This is a genomic window from Bacteroidia bacterium, from assembly GCA_033391075.1.
Lineage (GTDB): Bacteria > Bacteroidota > Bacteroidia > J057 > J057 > JAWPMV01.
Genome location: JAWPMV010000001.1, coordinates 7,638,823 through 7,660,285, shown reverse-complemented (window position 1 = coordinate 7,660,285; position 21,463 = coordinate 7,638,823). Strand labels below are relative to the sequence as shown.

The 21,463-nt window shown below is 42.3% G+C and carries 20 protein-coding genes; 13 read left to right on the top strand and 7 right to left on the bottom strand.

Annotated features, from left to right (window positions below; translation table 11 throughout):
- Positions 1–102: 102 nt before the first annotated feature.
- The 8 genes from R8P61_30445 to R8P61_30410 all read left to right on the top strand — a co-directional run bounded on the left by R8P61_30445 (position 103) and on the right by R8P61_30410 (position 8,649).
- Positions 103–948: a hypothetical protein gene (locus R8P61_30445; GenBank protein MDW3651438.1), complete on the top strand. Its 846-nt coding sequence runs from the start codon at positions 103–105 to the stop codon at positions 946–948.
- Between the two features lie 381 nt (positions 949–1,329).
- Positions 1,330–2,067 (top strand): hypothetical protein, encoded by a 738-nt coding sequence (locus R8P61_30440; GenBank protein ID MDW3651437.1) that lies wholly within the window; start codon positions 1,330–1,332, stop codon positions 2,065–2,067.
- 73 nt (positions 2,068–2,140) lie between these two features.
- On the top strand, positions 2,141–2,809 hold the full coding sequence (locus tag R8P61_30435) for an outer membrane beta-barrel protein (GenBank protein MDW3651436.1): 669 nt from the start codon (positions 2,141–2,143) through the stop codon (positions 2,807–2,809).
- Positions 2,810–2,846: 37 nt separating this feature from the next.
- Complete coding sequence (locus R8P61_30430) at positions 2,847–3,596, top strand: hypothetical protein (GenBank protein ID MDW3651435.1); 750 nt, start codon at positions 2,847–2,849, stop codon at positions 3,594–3,596.
- Between the two features lie 46 nt (positions 3,597–3,642).
- Positions 3,643–4,935 carry a tetratricopeptide repeat protein gene (locus R8P61_30425; protein ID MDW3651434.1) on the top strand — a complete coding sequence of 431 codons (1,293 nt, stop codon included), beginning with the start codon at positions 3,643–3,645 and terminating at the stop codon, positions 4,933–4,935.
- 31 nt (positions 4,936–4,966) lie between these two features.
- On the top strand, positions 4,967–5,926 hold the full coding sequence (locus tag R8P61_30420; GenBank protein MDW3651433.1) for a hypothetical protein: 960 nt from the start codon (positions 4,967–4,969) through the stop codon (positions 5,924–5,926).
- Positions 5,927–6,091: 165 nt separating this feature from the next.
- Positions 6,092–7,615, top strand: a complete 1,524-nt coding sequence (locus R8P61_30415) for a hypothetical protein (GenBank protein MDW3651432.1) — start codon at positions 6,092–6,094, stop codon at positions 7,613–7,615.
- 254 nt (positions 7,616–7,869) lie between these two features.
- Positions 7,870–8,649, top strand: coding sequence for an alpha/beta hydrolase (locus R8P61_30410; GenBank protein MDW3651431.1), 780 nt, complete (start codon positions 7,870–7,872; stop codon positions 8,647–8,649).
- A gap of 8 nt (positions 8,650–8,657) precedes the next feature.
- On the opposite strand, the gene R8P61_30405 is transcribed toward R8P61_30410, so the two are convergent.
- Positions 8,658–9,134 carry a DUF3368 domain-containing protein gene (locus tag R8P61_30405; GenBank protein ID MDW3651430.1) on the bottom strand — a complete coding sequence of 159 codons (477 nt, stop codon included), beginning with the start codon at positions 9,132–9,134 and terminating at the stop codon, positions 8,658–8,660.
- 1 nt (position 9,135) lies between these two features.
- A complete protein-coding gene (locus tag R8P61_30400) occupies positions 9,136–9,378 on the bottom strand; it encodes a UPF0175 family protein (GenBank protein ID MDW3651429.1) in 243 nt (80 codons plus the stop codon).
- A 220-nt stretch (positions 9,379–9,598) separates the two neighbouring features.
- On the opposite strand from R8P61_30400, the gene R8P61_30395 reads away from it, so the two are divergent.
- The gene (locus tag R8P61_30395; GenBank protein MDW3651428.1) at positions 9,599–10,294 is read left to right on the top strand and encodes a DJ-1/PfpI family protein; all 696 of its coding nucleotides are present in this window, start codon (positions 9,599–9,601) and stop codon (positions 10,292–10,294) included.
- Here the strand turns inward: R8P61_30395 and R8P61_30390 are convergent, their stop codons facing one another.
- Positions 10,295–11,437: a DUF819 family protein gene (locus tag R8P61_30390; GenBank protein MDW3651427.1), complete on the bottom strand. Its 1,143-nt coding sequence runs from the start codon at positions 11,435–11,437 to the stop codon at positions 10,295–10,297.
- A gap of 113 nt (positions 11,438–11,550) precedes the next feature.
- Between R8P61_30390 and R8P61_30385 the strand changes: the two genes are divergently transcribed.
- Together R8P61_30385 and R8P61_30380 are read left to right on the top strand one after the other, a co-directional pair.
- Positions 11,551–12,615 (top strand): serine hydrolase domain-containing protein, encoded by a 1,065-nt coding sequence (locus tag R8P61_30385; protein ID MDW3651426.1) that lies wholly within the window; start codon positions 11,551–11,553, stop codon positions 12,613–12,615.
- 224 nt (positions 12,616–12,839) lie between these two features.
- Positions 12,840–15,065, top strand: a complete 2,226-nt coding sequence (locus tag R8P61_30380; GenBank protein MDW3651425.1) for a TonB-dependent receptor — start codon at positions 12,840–12,842, stop codon at positions 15,063–15,065.
- A 10-nt stretch (positions 15,066–15,075) separates the two neighbouring features.
- Here R8P61_30380 and R8P61_30375 read toward each other — a convergent pair whose 3' ends face one another.
- The 3 genes from R8P61_30375 to R8P61_30365 form a co-directional block, all read right to left on the bottom strand.
- Complete coding sequence (locus R8P61_30375; protein ID MDW3651424.1) at positions 15,076–16,113, bottom strand: S41 family peptidase; 1,038 nt, start codon at positions 16,111–16,113, stop codon at positions 15,076–15,078.
- Positions 16,114–16,218: 105 nt separating this feature from the next.
- A complete protein-coding gene (locus tag R8P61_30370) occupies positions 16,219–17,010 on the bottom strand; it encodes a hypothetical protein (protein MDW3651423.1) in 792 nt (263 codons plus the stop codon).
- Between the two features lie 108 nt (positions 17,011–17,118).
- Positions 17,119–17,913 carry a LytTR family transcriptional regulator DNA-binding domain-containing protein gene (locus R8P61_30365; protein ID MDW3651422.1) on the bottom strand — a complete coding sequence of 265 codons (795 nt, stop codon included), beginning with the start codon at positions 17,911–17,913 and terminating at the stop codon, positions 17,119–17,121.
- A gap of 99 nt (positions 17,914–18,012) precedes the next feature.
- On the opposite strand from R8P61_30365, the gene R8P61_30360 reads away from it, so the two are divergent.
- Together R8P61_30360 and R8P61_30355 are read left to right on the top strand one after the other, a co-directional pair.
- The gene (locus R8P61_30360) at positions 18,013–19,125 is read left to right on the top strand and encodes a hypothetical protein (GenBank protein MDW3651421.1); all 1,113 of its coding nucleotides are present in this window, start codon (positions 18,013–18,015) and stop codon (positions 19,123–19,125) included.
- A 454-nt stretch (positions 19,126–19,579) separates the two neighbouring features.
- Positions 19,580–20,119 (top strand): hypothetical protein, encoded by a 540-nt coding sequence (locus tag R8P61_30355; protein MDW3651420.1) that lies wholly within the window; start codon positions 19,580–19,582, stop codon positions 20,117–20,119.
- 116 nt (positions 20,120–20,235) lie between these two features.
- Here the strand turns inward: R8P61_30355 and R8P61_30350 are convergent, their stop codons facing one another.
- Positions 20,236–21,462 carry a M14 family metallopeptidase gene (locus tag R8P61_30350; GenBank protein MDW3651419.1) on the bottom strand — a complete coding sequence of 409 codons (1,227 nt, stop codon included), beginning with the start codon at positions 21,460–21,462 and terminating at the stop codon, positions 20,236–20,238.
- Position 21,463 lies beyond the last annotated feature (1 nt).

Genomic DNA, 21,463 nt, shown 5'->3' with positions numbered 1-21,463 from the left:
AGCGACAGGATAAAATCCAGTCGCTACTTTCTTTTTGGAACTCATCATAGGGGAGAAAATAACTTTCTGTGTCCTAAAAACTCATTAGCTTACAGAAACCCTATGAAATTTCGATTTATGTTATTCCACCTCCTAAGTTTCCTGCTATTTTTATCCTGCGAGTCTGAAGGCCCCGGCTCTCCTCAGGAAATTCTCCCCGGCGATGATCCCAATTTTACAATTGTCGCCAATGAGGATGGCGTGCTGAAAGGCTATAACAGGAAAGTCGAAGTATTTGGGATAAGCATTTATGCAGTCGCAGAAGTTGAAGACAAAAAACTGCTCCACGCAGCCAATATTATGGCGCAGTACCTGGACAATGATGAAGATGGAGAAGTAGATAATTCTCTGGTACTGGAAAAAATGAAAGAGCAGAAAGCCTTTATGGTCATGTGGAAGAAAGAAAAGGATTTGCGCGTAAATATTCCAAATGGCTGGGAAGGGCAGGATTTGGGGAATGATGAAACGCATCCAGATTTTGTCCGACAATCATTATCTGGTCCATTTGATGCCAGCCTGGAAGAAGTCCTTCATATCATTACGCATGCAGGTTATGCAGAAGCTTATCCGGCTATTTTTGGAGAAAAGGCAGGTAGCAAACTGGCCCATGCCATGGATAAGGCAAGAGGAGGTCGCTTTACCCAAATCCCCAATCCCTATCCGGATGATGCATGGTATACTTATGATGACAAAACTTGTGACTATTCCTGCATGCTGACTGAATATCACTATTGGGCATTGACTTCTCTTCTTGGGGCTCAGGCAAATCGGCTCTCAGAAATTGGCCAGGAATGGAGAGCAAATACGCCCGAAAAGTTGCAGGAAATGGATGCAGATGTATATGCACTGCTCAGCGATCCCCAATATCATTTCCCGACCATTTTGCCTGATGGGACTTATAAACGATAAGAAGATTATTCCCTAAATTGCTCCTATCATGGAAACCCTCATATTTGGAGCACTCCTCTTAGACAGAATCCTCGCATTGACCGCTATTATTTCTTCTATCATAAGTTATAGGAGAGGAGGAGAGTTTTGGGAAAATTTATCTTTCTATTCCTCGATCACCTTAGGGATTTCGGCTATCCTCTCTATTTTCGCAGGCTCCGTTTCCTTCCTATCCATTATACTGGCAATTCTTTGTTATCGACTTGGAAGGAAATCAAATTACCGCCGAACCAGGAAGCCGCATACGGCTAGAAAAGAAAATTTGTAAAAAAAATCTTCCCTCCACCGAACTTTTTCTTTCGTGTTTCCATCTAATAGGAAAACACTAAGACTATTATTACCATGAAATCTTTCTCCAAAATTGCATTCCTACTCTTCCTCCTATCTCCCCTCTGCTTTCTCCCCGCTCAATCAACCACTCCTCTTTACTGGACCTGGGAAAAAGCCCAAAAGCATGCACATGCGCAAAATGATCCTCAGAAATGGGACCAGGAATTGTTGGAGGAGGATATGGAGTATATCGAGACAGATGATAACAGCCTACCTATACATGCAGGCGTATTTCCCGTGGCACTTTACGATACGCCAGGCACAGGAGGAAGCAATAGTTCCTATTTCCGAAAGGCAGGAAAATCCTTTATGAGCAAAAGTTTTATTGTCAATAAAGGAGAACACAATGCCGTTTACCTTGGTGAAGAACGCTTGCAGGAGGTGTATTTTACCTTTGTCTTACTCACCGATTTTATTGATACCGTCAATTATTCACATGCGACGACCTATGCAGAGTCTCGCAATCATCCTCACTATATCTGTGAAGGAACCCTCAAAACCCAAAAGCAAAATATCGACTTCCTCGCCATGATGACGGGAGATAGAAACAACTATGCAGTGATCAATATGCGTTTCTTCGACCTCCGCTTTGGGCAGACCATCCTGATCGCTCCACAGAAGGATGGATCCCTCCGCTTTCTGCAGGTAGAAAGCCCGGGATTGAATTCAATTACCGCAAAGGCTTATGTGGAAAAACTCCTGGACCAGAGAGAGATCTTGCATTTTTTTGAGCAAGCCGGTAACATCTAGGACAAAACATTTGCCTTTCTTTTCGTAGCTGCTTTTGCTAGTTTAAGCTTAACACAATAATCAAGCGAAAACCATGAAAAAAGCGCTACTTATCGGGCTTTGCCTTTTGTGGGTGATGCAAACTGCTTCCGCCCAAACCAACTTACATATGGGACTGGAAGCAGGAATCGTAAGAGGATTCCTAAAAGTACCTCCGGTCGACTTAACCAGTAGTTTATTCCGGGGAGAAATCTTAAATAGTTTAGGACCTCGCTTAGGCCTAAATCTGCGCTACCAACTCAAATCTCAAATCTCCCTTAAAACAGGTATTTACTATACCCAAAAAGGAGCGGCCACTATTTTACAACCTTCGCCATTTGGAAGAGGAGGTATTCTCCTGATTCCTGGGGAGAACTTAAACTTTAGCTTTACCCAAATACCTATTATGTTGCGATTCCATCCGCTCAAAATAAGGGGCTTCTATCTGGGAATGGGACCCTATTTAGGAATGCTTATTTCTCACCCCCATAAAGGATTTGAAAATCTCCCTAGCTATACCCCTAAAAACACCTTTGATCTGGGCTTTGGGCTTGCTTTAGGACAAGAATTCGCCGTTCATAATAGCAATTACCTGGCATTGGAAATGAGTTTTGAATTAGGAACCAATGATATGTCCAACTTTTCCGATTATCGGATAAGCCAGGGGAGCCTATTACCCAGGGCATTTAACTTCGGAATTAGTTATTTTTTCCTGCCCCGTTAAGTTTTTTCTTTCTCTATAGACTGATAAGAAAAAAATTATGAAAAGGTCCTCGCTAAAAAAATGGCTATTCAGGGGAATGGTAGCAAGTGTTTTTGCATTTATCCTCTTGATTGGATTTATGCTCAATCCTTCCCTTTCCTATGCACATCACAGTACGATAGAAGGAGTAGAAATCTACCATGAACAGGAACTCGATCCAGCCCTCACAGAAATTATTCGGAACAGTAAGGCCCGCATTGAAGCCTCTCCTTTATTCTCTGAGCAACTCAGCTTTCAATTATGTCTAAAAGATGGATCTAATTATCCCCATCTCATCGAATCAATCCTGGGAGTAGATGTCATTCGTTCCTTTAGTAATATCAATGTAGTCCAGGCTGAAACCGACCCTGGGAATCAGTATCTGATCTGGAAAGGACATGTTTTCCTTTATGAGCAATTCCTCGCCCATGTGATGGTTCACAATTTGCAATTTCATCATCATGGCCTCTGGGGATCAAATCCCCTGGGAGGGCATCCGGAATGGAAATGGGAAGGTTATGCAGACTATGTAGTTTTAGGGGAGAAATATGAATTAGCAGAACTTTACACTGCCTACAAAGCGGCAGCAGATGATCCATATGTCTTTGTGAAATTGAAAGATGAGGAAGGGAGTCTGAAATTACACATAGGATTTTTGATCCTGACTAAATACTGCATGGATAATAAAAACTTGACTTATCAGGAATTTATGGAAGAAGACTTGGAAGAAGGGCAACTCTGGAAAGAAATTTCCGAACATATAAGATAGAATTGATAAATTTATCTCATCATTTTTATCGGGGTCGAATCGAGGGATGAATACATTTCAGCTAAATCCAGAGGATAAACAATGGGTAGACGATAATTTCGCTGCCTTTATTCAAATATTTGGCCTACCCGCAAAGGATAGTTCTCCGGTAATCATCAATGCCGATTTCTTTCCGCATGTAATTGCTGATAAAAAGATTCGACTACCTCAGTTGATAGAGGACCTCAGTCAGCTATTTCAATTGAATGCGAAGCACATTCGATTCGCCTATATAGAAGACCTGAAGCGAAAAGAGGTCCCGAAAGCGATTCGTAAGCGAAATTACGAGACCCACGTAGTTCAGGAAGAGGACAGCTTTACCCTTTTCATCAGCAGAAACCTTCTTCAGGAACCCCGCAGACTCATTTTCCTCCTGATGTATGAGTTCCTGCAGATAAAAATGCTGGGGAGTGCCCTGATTTTTGAAGTGATGGACGATATCGGCCCATTTATGTGCATAGCCGGCGTTTATTTTGGATTAGGAGTGCTCATTTCGAGGAATGTTTATTCCTATGGCAAGCCCAATTACGAGTATTGGGATAGCAAGTGGATGAGTCCGGGAGCAGCGGCAGATGAGATTATGGCCTATGCGCTGGCTCTATATACCCAGTTAAAAGAAGAAAAAGATCCTGACTGGATAAAACTATTACCTTCGGACTTTAGCATCGATTATCAGTTTGCCCTGCGCTTCCTGAATGATTCAGATACTGATCTTACCGCAAGAGCAGATATAAAATTTAGCCTGGAATTTCAGAAGGCGTCTGATTTTTCTCAGGAGAAAAAATACGACAAAGCCATTGAGGCAATGCAATCCTTAATTGACCTGGCTCCAGATGAGATAAATCTATCGATCGTATATAATAACCTCGGTTATTACCAAAGCCTCAATGGAAATTATGAAGCAAGTATTCCCTGTTACGAAAAAGCGCTGGAATTGAATCCCGACTTTAGTTATGCCTATGATAATATGGGATATGCCTATATCAGAATGGGATTCCCCGACAAAGGCAGGGCCTGTATCAAGGAAGCTTTATTAAGTAATGAGAATGATGTCGCCTATTCATTTAGAAATCTAGCTCTCTACCACCTTGCAAAGGGTGAGATAGAAGAAGCAAGAGGCTATTTCGAGCTTTCTTATGAGAATATCAGCCAGCCCGTCGATTTGCTGGATTTTCATTATGCAGAATTCTTGTTGGAAGTTGGGGAAAGGGAAAAAGGCATGGAATATTTACAACGATCCGTAAATAAGGGCGAGCCAGTAGCTATACGAAAAATGCAAAGCCTGAGAGGCCTTATATAATCCATAAAAATCTACATCAATACACACCCATATGAAGTTCCACCTCCTACTTATCCTCCTCCCTCTGTGTCTGGCCTGTAGTACCCCGAATAGTGAAAACAATTCCCCGGAAAGTACTCCACTTAAGCAAAAAGAGCTTACAGAAGCCAGATTTGATCAGCACAGGGTCTTTTTTGACACAAAAGGCAAAGAGGGAGAAACCGTAAGTTTTTATACAGATACAGGCGGAGGAAAGTTGATTTACCCGGAAGCCGCAGAGAAGCTGGGACTCAAAATAGATAGTCTTGAAGAAGGTGAGAATATGATGGAAATGATTAACCTGATAGATCTTTTCCGCCAAAAAGGTCATCCAACCCCTGTAGGACCTCATTTTGTTTACAGGGGCGAAAGAGGAGGCTCAAAATATGATGGTATGCTGGGGGCTCATTGGTTTGCAGATAAAATCTGGAATTTTGACTACCAGAAAGAAAAACTCTACCTCATGGAGGAAGTAGACTGGAGCAATTTAGATAAAAAGCATATCGTTGACCTGGGCTTTATGTCCAATGGGAAGGGGCAACATGCTACGCATTTCCCCAGAATCCCCATAAAGGTGGATGGAAAAATCATCCAGACTCTTTTTGATACAGGAGCCAATGCCCCATTAAGTGATTCGGCCAAGGCACATTTTGGAGGAGCCGATCAGGCTGCCACCAGTTTTATGATTGCTACGATATTTGACGAATGGAGAGCTGAGCATCCTGACTGGCCCTATCTGGAAGGCGCTGACCTCACCCTGGATGAAGCCATGATTCAGGTTCCTGAAATGGAAATTGCTGGCCATATAGTAGGCCCGGTTTGGTTTAGCAGACGGGCTGATAAAAACTTTACTGAGTTTATGTCTCAATGGATGGATGAACCCATAGAAGGCGCCATCGGAGGTTCCTGCTTCAAGTATTTCTCTCGCTTGATTGTTGACTACCCGCAAGAAAAAGCCTATTTCGAGCTGTAAAGCCCGACACGCATATCCACATATTCCTCACAGAAGGTATCTTATCTCAATCAGCTATTCATCTGAACTGGGAATCCTGCTTCTTTTTTAGGAGATTTATCTTCCCACCACTAATTGGCATGTTAAATGGCTGAAAAGCTCATTTGATCATTTTATGCATGCCCTATGAAACAATTTTTCCTCTTCCTCCTTTGCCTTTCCGCTCTATCTCCTGCTTTTTCTCAAGTGGCATATGAGCAGAGATTGGAAATCGAACTGAAAGATGGCTTCACAAATGAGCAGATCTTGCCTTTGGGTGATAAAGGCTTTCTCATGCGCTCGCATAGTGAGAAAAAAGAAAACTTTGAAAAAGAATGGCGATATGAATTCTTTGACGCTAATATGAAATCACAAGGCTTTCAACGCTTACAGCTGAACAAGAAATATATCATCAGAGATAGTTATACCCTCGATCACATCAATTACAGCCTTTTCCTTCACAAAAAAACCGGAGATTATACCCTTTTGAGTTTAGATACTGAGACTAGGGAAAAACATCAGATCGAAGGAAAACTTGGAAGGAAGCATTGGGTGAAAGACATGAAGATCATGGGGGATTATGCATTTATGAGTGCAAGTGGACAAAAAAGAGCCTACATCCATGTGAGACATTTGCAAACAGAAGATTCCAAATTCATTCCTATCCAAATAGCAGGCATTGCCCAAAAACGAATCAGAATAGAAAGCCTGCAACTCATGGAGGAAAGCAAGGAAGTCTTTGTTTATATACAGGCCCAGATCAATAAAAAAACAGCGGATACTTATATGCTGAAGTTGGATGAAAGGGGAGAAAAAAAGTCCCTGATCAAGCTTAGTGAAAGCTCCGGAAGAATGCTCAAAGGAGCCTCGGCTTCAAGAACCGAAAAGGGAGAATTGATCCTTACAGGAACCTATGCAAGAAAATATGGTTCGGAATCAGAAGGACTCTTCATTGCTTCCTATGAGGAAGACGAGGAAAATTTTATCCGTTTTTACAAGTTCGATGAGCTGGAGAATTTCTTCAACTATCTCAGCCCCAAAAAACTGGCCAAACGAGAACGAAAAAAAGAGAGAAAAGCTGCCAGAGGAAAAGAGCTAAAATCTTTGTACCGGATTGCCTCTCATCAAATCAGAGAATTGGAGGATGGCTTTTTATTCCTGGGAGAAGCTTATTATCCCACTTACCGGACCGAATGTGAAACCACTACTTCAGTTTGTCCGGATGGAACTACTACTACTACGACCACAACAGAAACCGTTTTTGATGGCTTTCAATATACCCATGCGGTCCTGGCTAAGTTTAGCTTCGATGGAGAGTTAAATTGGGACCGAAGCTTCAAAATGTGGCCCTCTTCCAAACCCTTCACTGTAACAAGATTTATCAATGTAGATGAATCAAATGATCAGGCAATAAATATGGTATTTGCCAGCAATAATGAAATCATAAGCAAATCACTCCTCTACGAAAATGGCCTGGAGTTACGTGACAAGCATAGCGAACAAATCCTAACCGCTTATGAAGGCGATCAAACCAAACGATCCCATTCCAGCCTGAATTACTGGTATGACAATTATTACCTGGCATTCGGCACCCAAAAGATCAAAAATAAAGTGGACCCGGAAGTCCAGCGAAAGAGGCGTGTATTTTTTATAAATAAAGTGGCCTATTAACTGTTTGACGTTTCATTTTACCCATAAGCTCCCGGCTCATCTTAGATGAATCGGGAGTACTTCTTCACCTCTTTCAGAAGGAAAATTAAAGCCTGCCTCTTTTCCGGGATAGGCATATGCTATTCTCTTTATAGGAGAGCAGATGAACAAATAGTAAGGCCCATAGGTTTTTATGTCAAGGCTCTTATCAAAGAAAATTAGCGCCCTCAGGAGAGGGCAATCCTTGCCTTCCATCCAACTTCTAATACAAAATATTGCTCCATTATACCACCTATAAAAAAGACCCCTCAGCCGAATGGGTAACCTTTATCCACGGCGCAGGAGGAAGCAGTTCTATCTGGTTTAGACAAATCAGAGACTTCCGCAAGCACTACAATGTTTTGCTGATCGACCTGCGGGGTCATGGCAAATCCAAACAAGCCATTTACGAGAAGCTAAAGCGATATACCTTCGACGTGATTGGAGATGAAGTGATTGAAGTTCTGGATCATTTAGGCATAGCCAAAACTCATTATGTTGGGATCTCACTGGGAACCATCATCATCAGAGAAATGAGTGAGCGGCATCCGGAAAGAACCAGTAGTATGATATTGGGAGGGGCGGTAATGAAGATCAATGTTAGAGGCCAAATTCTCATGCGCATGGGAGTGCTTTTACAATCGGTCCTTCCTTATCTATTCTTGTACCGTTTTTTTGCTTTTATCATCATGCCCCGGCAGCGGCATAAGGAATCCCGCAATCTCTTCATAAACGAGGCTAAAAAGCTTTACACAAAGGAATTTAAACGATGGTTTACCCTGGTCTCTCAGGTAAATCCTCTACTTCACTTTTTTAGGATTAAAGATTCGGGCATACCAACTCTTTACATCATGGGATCGGAGGACTATATGTTTTTACCTTCCATCAGCAAACTGGTCAGGAACCATACCTCCTCCACCTTATTTGTGATTCCTCAATGTGGGCATGTGGTGAATGTAGAGCAGCCGGAAGTTTTTAACCGCGAAGTGATTGGATATTTAAAAGGATTGATTTAGGAGGGGAACTATTCAGAGTCCTCTTTAAGGATTTTCTCGTATAATTTCGGATGAATATAAAAGTTAGCCTCTTTTACCAGTTTCTCTAGTATAGGCTTTAAAAGCGTAATGTGCCCCTTTCGCTTAGCAAGAACAAGTATTCCTAATAAGCCGATTATTTTCAAACCAAGTTTCTGGGCAATTTCGCGCCCTTTTTTCTCATCTATTAATAATCTTTCTGCACCTAATTCGCGAGATAAGACTATCGCTTCTGCCTCCCCGGAATCCAGGATTCCCTCAAAAGTCAAGACCTCATTTTCATTAGAAACTTTCCTAATAAGGATCCAGGAACGTACATCTATTTCAGTCTTTTGCTTTTCATAATTAGCGAGTTCCCAATATACCTGCTCTGGTATAGTAATTTCCCCAAAGAGTTTTTTGAGGATATCTAAAAGACCAACTTGAATTAGATTTGTAATAGGTGAGCTGTCACTAACAATTAACATTTCAATCCCGAAGATTCAGATTCTTAAGATCTGTTTCCAGGTCATCTACATCGTATTTTAGGTAAACATCTCTTTTCGCGAGTTCAGCTTGAAAAGCAATTTGATTGAGGCCCGCAAGTTTTTTTGCCTGGCCCAGGGTCAGTTTTTCTTTGTCGTAAAGATAGACTGCAAGCTCAATAAGAAGTTCTGAAGGACTCAATTGAAGTTCTTCTAATAACTCAGCTGAAACGACTAGATTCCGCATACTGCCAAAAAGATTACTTAAACCAATATACGAGTTTTTAGCCACAGGGATATTTATTTTGATTTCGAGGTAGAACTAAAAACATAAGCGAAGGAACCATTCAACTTTAAAAAACCTTCGCTTGGATCTTTATATATTATCTGACCCCAAATCCTTACCCCATGTCAACATGGGCTTCTGCAAATTCTTTAACTTGCTGAAAACCCTATGACTATTCCTAATGAACATCATCATATATATCTACCGCGGAATGACCATGCTGGACGCCATCGGTCCCTATGAAGTTCTTCGCAATGTCAAAAATGCCGAGATCAAACTGGTCGCGGAAGAAAAAGGCGAAATCACCGCCGACTCCCAATTTGTCCACCTCAATGCCAAATACAGCATAGATGAGGTCGAAAAAGCAGACATCCTGCTCATTCCGGGTTCTACCATCGCCTTTATCAAAGAAGCCGCCAATAAAAAAGTATTGGACTGGATAAAAAGAGTAGATCAGCATACGAAAAAAACGGTTTCTGTTTGTACAGGATCTATCATCCTTGCAGCCGCAAATTTACTGGAGGGACGTAAAGCGACCTCCCACTGGAAACCCCTGGAAATGCTCTCCAAATATGGTGCTACTCCCGTCCGGGAACGAGTAGTCAGAGATGGAAAATATATTACGGCAGCCGGAGTCTCAGCAGGCATAGATATGGCTTTGCATCTAGTTACCGAACTCGAAGGTGAAGATGCTGCAAAAGCCGCACAATTAGCCATAGAATACGATCCCGATCCGCTCTATGATTCCGGTAATTTTAGCCATGCTGATCCTGAGATTATCAAACTGGCTGAAGAACAAATGGCTCGGGACGCAAAAAAAGACCTCTCCCTTTGGGAAATGATCAAACATGCCAGAACGATCTCAAAATTGAAATAGCTAAAAGAATAATCCGAAAAGATAGATCGTCAACATCCCCCAATAAGTTCCACTTACCATGCTCAGAATAGCCAAGAGGATGGCATGAGGCATCAATTCTTCATTGTATGCCTTGGTTACTGCCGGGGCCGTGGAGATACCGCCTACATTTGCCATGCTTGAAATGGGTACCCAGGCCATGTCGAGTTTCATGAGGTAGGCAGTAAGCATCATCACCGCATAGTGCAGGATTAGCCATATCACAGAAAAAATGAGAACATAGGCAGGGATAGAGAAATTGCTAAAGTCCAGCTTAAGGCCAAGGATCGCCATAATCAGAATGATCAGGTAGCCCCCACCTTTGATCACAAAAGCATGATCCCATTTGGGAAAGAAATTGCCCAGCGCTAATCCCAAAAATGAAAGAACAAGAATGATCAGAAGGAAACTATCTATGAAAAAACTGCATAGTAATACAGCCAGCGTACAAACCCCTATAGTCAACAAAACAGGCTTCATGCCCTTACCACCACTCATTTGTTCATCTGGAATGAAATCAATTTCCTGCTGAGGAATTCCCAGTTTTTTATTGAGCTGATCGCTGCGCTTAATAAACTGAAACATCAGAATGGTCCAGAGATTTACTAATACATTATCCATCACCAGAATAATCAGGAAAATCTCCTCCGGACATTCCACCAATTCTTTCAGGACCAATTGACTAGTACTTCCCCCTATCCAACTTCCTACAATCGTTACCAGCCCTTTCCAATACTCATGTTCCAGGATTTCTTCCCGAAATCCCTCTCCCAGATTATTGAAAATCATCAGAAGGAGAATAGGCAAAAGCGCAACAGCAGCCGATCCACTCACGAATACTCCAATCGGCTTCCATCCTACTGCTTTAAGTTGACGAAAGGATAAGGCACTCATCACTGCTATTATTGCCAAAGGCATGATGAATTGCTTGCTTAAACCATGGAGAAAAACTTTTGACAGGTCTAGTTGGAAAATATGGGTAAAAAGAGCCGGGACCACATAGGCGAAAAGTATAGCTGGTATCCACTCCAGAACTTTCTTGATACCTTTATGCTGACTTCTATCCAGAAAAAGTACAACGAGAAGAGTGATTGCAACTATAAAAACCGACAGAACGTCTTGCATGAGATGAGGAATTGGGCCTGAAAAGAGGGGGAAAAAATTTAGATATGCAAACCAAAGGCTCGATTGATTATCAAGATCCCGTTTTTTCGTCTAATTTAAATAAACGCTTTCCTATGAAAACAATATTTCTTTCCCTTCTACTCCTTTATTATGGATTTACTTTCGCCCAAATCAGTATAAGCCCGGAAGAAAAAGAACTGATTGAAAAACAGCTTTCCGCTTTTCCCACTCATACCGAATTCTCTATAGCCATTGTTGAAGGGGAAGAGGTAGTTTACTTTGGATTAAGGAAGGAGAAATCAGGAATAAAGGAAGTAAATAACAGAGATCACATTTTTCAAATTGGTTCACTGAGCAAAGTATTTACCACTCAACTCCTGCTCTTTATGATAGAGGAAGGGAAGATTAAAGATCTGGATGCAATAGTCAGAGAGAACCTGGACATAGCACTCAAAGGAAATCCCGACTTTAGCTTTAGGCAGCTAGCCTCTCATAGCTCCGGCCTACCTTCCGATCCTGACAATTTGGGAACCACCGTTTTTAATGCAAAAAATCCCTATAAAGAATACAGCAAAGAGAAATTTGAAGCCTATCTGAAGGAATCTTTGATTCTGGAAAATCCGGCCGGTCAAGCCTACAAATACTCAAATCTCGGCATGACGCTTTTGGGTTATGCACTATCGGAAGTTTCTGGTCAAAACTATGAGTCGCTATTGCAGGAGAACATCTTTGGCCCCTTGGGTATGGAACAAAGCAGTACAGATAGAGCTAAACTTCAGGGAAGCTTTGTTAGGGGGAGAAATAAGAAAGGGAAAGAAACCCCAGCCTGGGATTTTCAGGTGGTCGCCCCTGCAGGAGCGATTTCTTCCAATACTATAGATTTGGTCAAATGGGTAAAATGGAATTTCGAAATCCTCAAAAACTCATTTGCGGAAATGGGAGAAACCCAGTTTTCTCATTCAGAAAGCATGGACATTGCGCTGGGATGGCATATCCGTAAAAAACCTGCGAAATCGCCCTTTTTATGGCATAATGGAGGAACCGGAGGCTTCAAATCTTCTTTGGCCCTGAATTCAGAACAAGATAAAGCTGTAATTATCCTGACGAACGTAGGTCGCTCTCCCAAAAGAGGAGCCATTGATACCCTCTGTTTTAGCCTGATGTCGATGCGAGAATAAAGTCTCTACGGATTTCGAATAAATTGCTCCTCTTTCAAAGTTGCTGGTATCAATCAGCAACTTTGAATGCATTACATAAAGCAAAATTTAGCAGCTAAATAATTCCCTCATATTCAAGCCATTCTCATATCCCATCCTCATTCCTTCACTTTTATTTTTCATTAAATCCCTCCCTCACAAATCCGATCAAGGACTCCTTCTCGTAAGTAGGCCAAAAGTCAAACATGAGAATATCATTCCTCTTAACTCTGATTCTATTTCTTTGCCTCAACTCCACTTTTGCTCAAGAAGAAATCAAAGGAAAAATCCAGGACAAACACACAGGAGAAATCCTCGAAAATGTCCTCATTCAACAAATACGCTTGAACAAACATCATCATAGCGATTTGGAAGGAAGTTTTATTCTGAAACAAGTACAAACAGGAGATAGCATCCGTATCAGTCATCTCGGATATGAAGAGAAATTCCTGATCATTGATCCTAATACCCGGAATTACCTGATCAAACTTTCCCCGGCCCCTTTACAACTACAACAAATCGAAATCCGCCCACAGACCAATACCCTCAATGAGATCGCCCAAATAGATATTGCTTTAAATCCGGTACGTTCTTCCCAGGATATTCTCAAAAAAGTTCCCGGCCTTTTCATTGCCCAACATGCCGGAGGGGGAAAGGCCGAACAAATTTTTCTCAGAGGTTTTGATATCGACCATGGAACAGATATCCAGATAAATACTGATGGTTTGCCCGTAAATATGGTATCACATGCACACGGACAAGGTTATGCAGATCTTCATTTTTTAATTCCCGAAACCATAGAGAAGATTGATTTTGGGAAAGGTCCGTATTACACAGACAAAGGGAATTTCAGCACAGCAGGCTATGTAGACTTCAAAACCTATGATAAAATAACAGAAAGCCAATTGAAGCTGGAAGTGGGAAGCTTTGATACAAGGAGAATGATGGCCATCTTCAATCTGCTTCCTCAACAGCAAAACTCTCAGGCCTATATCGCCAGCGAATACCTGACAAGTGCTGGTCCTTTCGAATCTCCTCAGGATTTCAAACGCCTCAATCTCTTTGGCAAATATGTCACCCAGATTGGCAATCATAACCTCAAATTTCAAGCCTCCACTTTTAGTAGTTCCTGGGATGCTTCGGGACAAATTCCGCAAAGAGCTATCGATTCCGGCCAGATAGGGCGTTTTGGAGCCATCGATGATACAGAAGGAGGCTATACGTCCAGAAGCAATGTCTCCCTTAGCCTGAGAAGCCTGCAGAGCCCAAAACAATTCATAGAGTCTCAACTCTGGTTCTCGCAGTACAATTTCGAACTCTATTCCAATTTCACCTTTTTCCTCAATGATCCTGAAAGAGGGGATCAAATCCGACAAAAGGAAAACCGCAATCTCTTTGGATTTAACACCAGCCTCCATCGTTTTTTTGAGTTGGGAAGCTGGGAAGGAAAGTGGAAATCAGGCATTAGCCTGCGAAAAGACAATTCTCGAAACAATGAACTCAGCCACACAGTCAATCGAAGAGAAATCCTTGAGCGGAGAAGTTTCCATAATATTTTCGAAGAAAATACAGCACTTTATTCTGAGATTTCCCTGAATAATGGAAAATGGTTATTCAATCCCGGCCTTCGACTAGATCATTTCAATTTTTCTGCGCAGGATTTATTGATGGAAGCCTATGAAAAAGAGCAGCTCAAACAAACGATCGCAAGTCCTAAATTAAACCTGATCTTTAGTCCCAATCCTCAGTGGCAATTTTACCTCAAGAGTGGCAAAAGCTTTCACTCAAATGATACACGGGTTTCAGTCACCCAAAGAAGAGAAATCCTGCCTGCTGCCTATGGAAGTGATTTGGGAGCTATCTGGCAGGCTATTCCGGGCCTATATATCGATCTGGCAGTCTGGGGCCTGTATTCGGAGCAGGAATTTGTCTATGTAGGGGATGAAGGAGTCGTCGAGCCTTCGGGTAAAAGTATGCGCAAAGGCATTGATCTCGGCATGAGATGGCAATTGTCCCCCCGCATGTATACAGATGTGAATGTAAACTATGCCCATGCAAGAAGTCTGGAAGCAGAAGCAGGCAATGATCATATTCCCCTGGCTCCCAGTCTCACGAGTACCGGAGGCATTACGGCCCAATTGGGAAGAGCTTTCTCTGCCAGTCTTCGCTATCGTTATCTTGCCGATAGAGCCGCCAATGAAGATTACAGCCTGACAGCAGAGGGATATTTTCTAAATGACCTGAATCTTGCCTATGATCAGAAATCCTGGGGCTTCCAGCTGAGTGTTGAGAATCTCTTTAATCAGGAATGGAAGGAAGCCCAATTTGCAACAGAGTCCCGCCTCTATGAAGAAGCAGAACCTGTTACAGAAATTCATTTTACGCCGGGCACTCCATTTTTCCTCAAAGCTGGAGTTGTGTACAAATTTTAGGGGAAAGGGCTTATTGTAAAGCCTGGATAGCAGCTTCCAGCATTTTGTCTTCACCCGCTGCCAGATCAGCAGCTGTATTTTTGATGAGCACATCCGGAGCAAGACCTATGCTTTCAAAGCTTTTGTTCTCTGCATCTCGATAGTCGCCCACAGATATACTGTATAGCCATCCATTGGGAAGTTGGCGGGTAACGGCATCGGAGAAAGCACCCGTTGTTGTATCTCCGACATGCACCAATTGTTCTTGGGATTTCATGGCGAAGCTAAAGGTCTCTGCAGCACTTACACTATATCGATTGGTCAAAAGAGCCAGGGGTTTTTCATAGCGCTCTCCCTCATATGGACTCAGGGTCCAGAGCCGATCCTCTTCAAAATCATCAGGCCCTATACCTGTTTTGTATCGGGAGATCATATAGGGAGCTTCTTTACTGGCAAAGAAACTGGCGAGTGTCCGTCCTCCCTCATCTTCGCCTCCATTGTTATCACGTATGTCAATGATCATGCCTTTGGTATCTTTCAATTTTTCCAGAATGCTTGGCATGAGGTCTTCATAAAAGCTGGGATCGTCGCTAATCTCGGAAAGATAAAGGTAACCGATATTGCCCTCAATGCTTCCATAGAATAGCGAATACGGAATACTGTCTATCACATTGACATATTTACTTCTTACCAGATTCAGATCAGTATCCTGAAAGCCCGCTCTTTCCAAACGGCCATAGATTCCTCCATCATAAAAGGGAAAAGATCGATCAGGCAGTTCGAGTGCCACATGAGAATCATTCAGCACATCAATGAGATCCGTTAGGGTTTGGTATAAACCTGCTTCTGTAGGATTGGCTTCCAAATCTGCCCGATGAATTTTCAATTCTTCTTGCCAATCAAAATTCTTGACTTTGAACAGGCCATATTTTTCCTGAAAATCCTGACCAAAGACATCATAATTATTGAGTATGGTATTGGCTTCAGGAGTGGGGATCAGAACTTCTTTGCATGCACCAAAGAGTAAAATGGGAAGGATAAGTATGCTTATATAGATATAGGATTTCATGTTTTCTGTTTATTTGTTGAGAAATGCTTAAATATTCACAGTTGTGCGTATGTAACTTTTCAAATAAAGGAGGCCTGGTCATCAACCTTCTACCTCCTCAAATCATTACCAACGATGACTGATTCCGAGTCCCAGCCTGCCCTGATAGGCCCAAAGGTTGCGCGGTTCTTTGTCGTGAAACCAGGCCCATTGATACAGAGCTTCTAAACTCCATTTTTCAGCAAAATCAAATTGGTATCCCAAGGAAAGATCAACTCTCTGATATGTCGCCCAGGAAGGTATGCGGAAGCCCTCTGTTATTGCTGATCCTACTCCGGGAGCCTTTCCTTCGGTTCGAGGCACCTGACTATAAGGCATATCAATGATCCAGCTAAATACAGGCAGTGCTATACCGCCAGAAATTTGATGCTTTTCGCCTGCAGCATACTCCATTTGAGTCTGGGCAAAAATTCCTCCTTGCGCAAAGATCCAGGGAAAATCACCAATGGCTTCAAAATCCAGCAAAAGTTCATTTTGAAGTCTCGCCCCATAGCTCCAGGCAAAGCTCCCACTCCCGGGAATTCTTCTCAGATAAGCAAGCTGAACGGCCATAGCGGAAGTTCCTGCTTCCCCCTCGCCAAAGCGCACTTCAGGATCATCGGGCTGTAGTTTCATTTGACCTATGCTTAAACTGTAGGCCCAGCTATTAAGGGATTTTTGTTTTTCAAAGCCTATTTGGGCTTGAATGCCATTTCCCTGATAGAGGATCGGGCTGGCTTGTTCGTCAAGTAGATGGAGGTCCAGACTTCCCAATCGGAGGAAGAGTTTTTTTGAAGTTTCTTCCTGTGCACGGAGTGTCAATGGACTTGATAATAATAAGGGGATAATGAGATAAATAAAATTCTTTCTAAGGTTCATGCTACTAATTTTGATCTTAAATACCCTGACAAAAGCACTACAGTTTCTTCTGAAAAGGCGTTTTTAGCATGAAGCGGACATTCATATACATGAAGCGGACAAATATCTCTAATCCAATTTCACCCACTGCTTGAATTGGGCGCTGCGGTTTTTATTGAGGAGAGGAAGGGGGTCCATTTCTGGTTCTACAGCAAGTTCTGTTTGCCGATTGGGAAGGACTTTGAAAGAGGAAATAGAAGTTCGGTGCGCCAACAATTGTCGATTGATACGAAAAAAAGAGGAGGCATCCAGCTTTTGCTCTATAGCACTCAGAGATTCGTCTACCATATAGGCTTCTCCCGACTTTTTACAGAGATAATTGAACTGATCTTTTCGGTAGAAATAGGCAATCTCCTCCACCGGAATCACATAGGTCTTTTTCCCTCTTTTTATCCGGAAGCTATTCCAGGATTTTTCTGCGACTTCCTCCTGCTTTGCCTTTTCTTCCCGGTATTTCAGATAGGCCTGCTGGTAGAGGTAAAAGATCAGGCTGGTGAAAAAAATTTGGATGGGGAAATCGGTATAAAAAAAGAGATGCCAGGAAAAGGGCCATTCGATGATTTGATTTCGTAAGATCAATCCAAAAGCATCTATGCTGGTTCCCAGAGGAATAAATATCCCTAGTTGAAAGACCCATCTTTTGAGATGCGAGGTGGACTCCCAGGGCATTCGTTTATCCATGAAAAGGGTAAAGGCATATGCCAATAACCAGACGAAACTAACGATCGCCAGATTCAAGCCCATTTTCACATACAAAATGGGATCAAAAATGGTATGAGGGGTTCCAACAAAGGTTGCCAATACACTGATAACGGGAACTCCGACCCATATCCACCAGTTCTTATAGTAGACCGGTTTCTTCATGAACGAATTTCAACAAAATTAAAAAGATCAGTTATTTCCCGAAAGGCTGCTTTTCATTCCTCCTTCTTTTCTCCAAATTGTAAAAAGGAAAATGCACAGATGAAAAAATATCCCTTTATAATTCTCCTGATCTTGCTCTCTTACAGGCTATCCTTTGCCAATATGGCTCAGCCTTTTGTTGAAGGGACCTGGAGCTCTTCTCCCTTTTTGCATGAGGAAGTAGATATTTTAGGAGAAAAAATATGGATTGATTTCTCGGAGAAGATGGGGCCTGCAAACTTCAAAATTGAATACCATATTCATGCAAGAAGTACAGGTATTGAAATCCCTTTTCTCTTTTATGCCTCTGAATACCTGAAAGGCTTTCGAATTTGGATAGATGGAAAAGAGATTCAGATTGATCGGGTTCCAGAAGACTATGAATTACTGGATGAGAAACCCTTTGCAGGTTTTGATTACTTTTTTGAGATCAAGGAAATCGATGGATATAAGTATAGGGAAATCGAGCTAAAAGATCCACATATGGATCAGGTATCTTCTCTAGTCAGCATCCGCGAACTCAAATTCTTCCAAAGTGATATCACAGAAGGGAATCATGTCATCAAGGTAGAATACCAGGCCGAAGCAGGCACTTCGATGATGGACTGGGTACGTGTCTATAATTATAAATATGCCCTGGCTCCTGCTAGATATTGGCGTTCCTTTGGCGGTTTAGAGATTTGGATAGATGGGCGAAATTTTCCGGCAGGAAATCTCAGTAGCAGTTTGGGAGTTCCGGATAGTGGAAGTCTGAATCAGCAGGCCTACTGGAAGTTTGAAGACCTACCTACAGATTGGTTGTCGATAGATTTTGAACCAGAAATCAGTCCTCTTGCCAGGACCCTGATCAAAATAGGCCCGGAAGTAATGGCAGGGCTATGGACGCTGGCTTTACTCTTATTGCATCTTTATGGGATTAAGAAATATAGACAGATCGCAAAGGAAAAGCGTTTTTCCTGGGTATATATTGCTGGCAGTATACTCATCCCTTTCCTCATACTGCTGGGATATGTCATCAGTTTTGAAATTATAGACTGGGCCATAGGACCCGAAGCCAGCAAAATGAATCATGCCTATTCCTTCATCTTCATTTTTGCCTATCCCGTTTTACTTCCTGTTTATGCGATCCTCCTCTTTTTCTGGGATAGGCATTGGAAAAGACACTATCAGTAGAAGTTTTAGCAACCTAAGTAAGGATTTTGTCCACTCAGAAGGAAGATCTATTCTGAATGCCTACAATTTCCGAATTTGAGGATAGCTTATTTTTTTCGATATTTAAATAGGTATTCAAGAGAATCAGGAAACACAAGATCCTCTCAGGGAAAATTCCATCAATCGATACAAGGTGCTGACAGATTAGCAGGATGCGCTAAGATTTTACCTCAATTCTTTTCTTTAAGCAGTCAAGACATTGGGATAAGTGTGTCGTATTTGTTGGACTTTTTTTATAGAGGGCCATTGATACTTCGACCTATTTTTTCGTCAAAACAAAAGGTAATACAGTCTCAAATATCCAGGCATGCCGCTCAAGAGCTAAACCTTTAGAGCAAGTTCTTTAGAATCCGGATCTATCAACCGCATGCGCTCAGCTCAACATTGACAATACTAACAACCCAAACAGAAACGCATGAAAACAGGCATCGTCCTTCTCCTTGCATTGCTCTTTTCCCAAGCTCCCACGGAGTCTATGAAATGTTCCTGTACCTGGGGTGGCTCATTTTTAGATGTGTCCCGGGATGCTCCGCTGGTGGCCCTGGTCAGGGTTAAACGCCACACGAGTTTCAAAAATATTTATGATAACAGAAAACCCATGTCCATGGAAGTGGAAGTCATGGAAGTCCTTCAGGGAAGAGAAGATCGACAATCTCTCATCATCTGGGGAGACAATGGAGACCTCTGTCGTCCCTTTATCAGCAATTATCCCAAAGGTAGTGTCTGGGTCATTGCTTTTGCTCGGGGAAGCAGTAGCCGAGGACATGATGAAGAAAGAAATAGTGATTACAGTATCTCTATTTGCGGAGAGTATTGGCTACAAGTTGACCGGGGGCGGGTAAAAGGAGTTATCGAAGGGGAAAAAGAATACCTGAAGAACCAAAACGGAAAATTCATTCGAAATAATCAGGTCCTTAGTTGGGGAGAATTTCGCAATCGATTTCTTCGGGACTAGGCAGGTAGATGAATGGCAAAACCAGAATTAGAAGCATCAAAGATTTAGCCAAGAATCCGTGGCCTCTTTTGTACCTCACTTATTTCTTAGCTTCTTCTTACTAGTTCTTCAATTTCTTATAGTCTCCACTCTTCTGCCCGGCTCATCAATACTTCCATCATGGCGCGAGCGGAAATCTCTCCTTTCTGGCGGATGAAATCGCGGGGCGTATCATCTCCTATTTCATAGGTAATTCCCTCTGCCCGAAATTGCTGAAAAAACCAACCCTTGGATACGGGTGCTCCCAATCCACTAGGTCTTTCATTGATATCCTCCAGTCCCAACTCGGTTGAAATCCGGGATAACCAATCTGCAGTAAAGCCTGGAATCCAACTTCTCAGACTTTCATTATTGGTATAGTATACATCCTTATAGGTACTGTGGAAATCCAGGCCCAGCACTACTCTATTTTTATGCTCGCCGGTTTGGCTCACCATATGCTCTGCCACCTGCCGAACTTCAGGCTGGTGATAAAAGGCCCAGTCTCGATTCATATCTATCCCTCCCGTATTGTGTCGAAAATGCCCCTGATCAACTCCATCAGGATTCATAAGCGGATAAACGAGCACCCGATATTTGCTTAGGAAACCATTATCAGTACCTTCCTTCAAAATGGTTTCGACAAAAGCTTTCATCGCTAAAAATCCTGTCACTTCTGGTGGATGTTGTCGGCTGATGATGATGACGGTTGGCTTTTTCTTTTTCTCCCGATAACCCATATCCATAAAATAGAGCGAACGCCCCTGTACACTACTCCCTGCTGCGCCTGCTGTAACCGCCCGATGTTCCGCCATTTCATTGACCCATTCCCCTACCCTTTTATGGTCTTCTATTTCCTGAGCAGCTACCCATAAAGGCTGTTTTCCGATCTTCAGTTTGAGGATCGCATGAGACTTATCCTCTGCCAGCTCAATATCCATACTATCCAGGGGCTGCCAGTAATCTCCTTCTTTGCTTAGTTTGGGATTATAGCGATGCTTATGCCCCGGATAATTCAATTTGACATACACTTTTTCTTTTTCTTCTGACCAAATCCTAAAAGCATACCAGGGACTTGGATTTATGGGTTCATTTTCCGGAAGTATGGTAGCTTCGAAAGTTGAATCATTGATCTGTGTAAAATCATTGAGGCGAGCCGCAGGAAAGTCATTGCTAGCCATTACTCCTCCTACAGAAAATGTTTTCTTTTCCTGATAGGAAACCGGCTTTGTTGTCGTGTCTACTTTGGTGGGGAATTTATGCCGCTTGAGTTTCGGAGAACAAGCAGCCAGTAGTAGCAGAAAGATTAGCAGATATTTCTTCATA

Excerpts from the sequence above, each read along its gene's own strand:
- R8P61_30445 (MDW3651438.1), top strand. The coding sequence starts at position 103 with ATGAAATTTCGATTTATGTTATTCCACCTCCTAAGTTTCCTGCTATTT.
- R8P61_30440 (MDW3651437.1), top strand. The coding sequence starts at position 1,330 with ATGAAATCTTTCTCCAAAATTGCATTCCTACTCTTCCTCCTATCTCCC.
- R8P61_30435 (MDW3651436.1), top strand. The coding sequence starts at position 2,141 with ATGAAAAAAGCGCTACTTATCGGGCTTTGCCTTTTGTGGGTGATGCAA.
- R8P61_30430 (MDW3651435.1), top strand. The coding sequence starts at position 2,847 with ATGAAAAGGTCCTCGCTAAAAAAATGGCTATTCAGGGGAATGGTAGCA.
- R8P61_30425 (MDW3651434.1), top strand. The coding sequence starts at position 3,643 with ATGAATACATTTCAGCTAAATCCAGAGGATAAACAATGGGTAGACGAT.
- R8P61_30420 (MDW3651433.1), top strand. The coding sequence starts at position 4,967 with ATGAAGTTCCACCTCCTACTTATCCTCCTCCCTCTGTGTCTGGCCTGT.
- R8P61_30415 (MDW3651432.1), top strand. The coding sequence starts at position 6,092 with ATGAAACAATTTTTCCTCTTCCTCCTTTGCCTTTCCGCTCTATCTCCT.
- R8P61_30405 (MDW3651430.1), bottom strand. The coding sequence starts at position 9,134 with ATGTTAATTGTTAGTGACAGCTCACCTATTACAAATCTAATTCAAGTT.
- R8P61_30400 (MDW3651429.1), bottom strand. The coding sequence starts at position 9,378 with ATGCGGAATCTAGTCGTTTCAGCTGAGTTATTAGAAGAACTTCAATTG.
- R8P61_30395 (MDW3651428.1), top strand. The coding sequence starts at position 9,599 with ATGAACATCATCATATATATCTACCGCGGAATGACCATGCTGGACGCC.
- R8P61_30390 (MDW3651427.1), bottom strand. The coding sequence starts at position 11,437 with ATGCAAGACGTTCTGTCGGTTTTTATAGTTGCAATCACTCTTCTCGTT.
- R8P61_30385 (MDW3651426.1), top strand. The coding sequence starts at position 11,551 with ATGAAAACAATATTTCTTTCCCTTCTACTCCTTTATTATGGATTTACT.
- R8P61_30380 (MDW3651425.1), top strand. The coding sequence starts at position 12,840 with ATGAGAATATCATTCCTCTTAACTCTGATTCTATTTCTTTGCCTCAAC.
- R8P61_30375 (MDW3651424.1), bottom strand. The coding sequence starts at position 16,113 with ATGAAATCCTATATCTATATAAGCATACTTATCCTTCCCATTTTACTC.
- R8P61_30370 (MDW3651423.1), bottom strand. The coding sequence starts at position 17,010 with ATGAACCTTAGAAAGAATTTTATTTATCTCATTATCCCCTTATTATTA.
- R8P61_30365 (MDW3651422.1), bottom strand. The coding sequence starts at position 17,913 with ATGAAGAAACCGGTCTACTATAAGAACTGGTGGATATGGGTCGGAGTT.
- R8P61_30360 (MDW3651421.1), top strand. The coding sequence starts at position 18,013 with ATGAAAAAATATCCCTTTATAATTCTCCTGATCTTGCTCTCTTACAGG.
- R8P61_30355 (MDW3651420.1), top strand. The coding sequence starts at position 19,580 with ATGAAAACAGGCATCGTCCTTCTCCTTGCATTGCTCTTTTCCCAAGCT.
- R8P61_30350 (MDW3651419.1), bottom strand. The coding sequence starts at position 21,462 with ATGAAGAAATATCTGCTAATCTTTCTGCTACTACTGGCTGCTTGTTCT.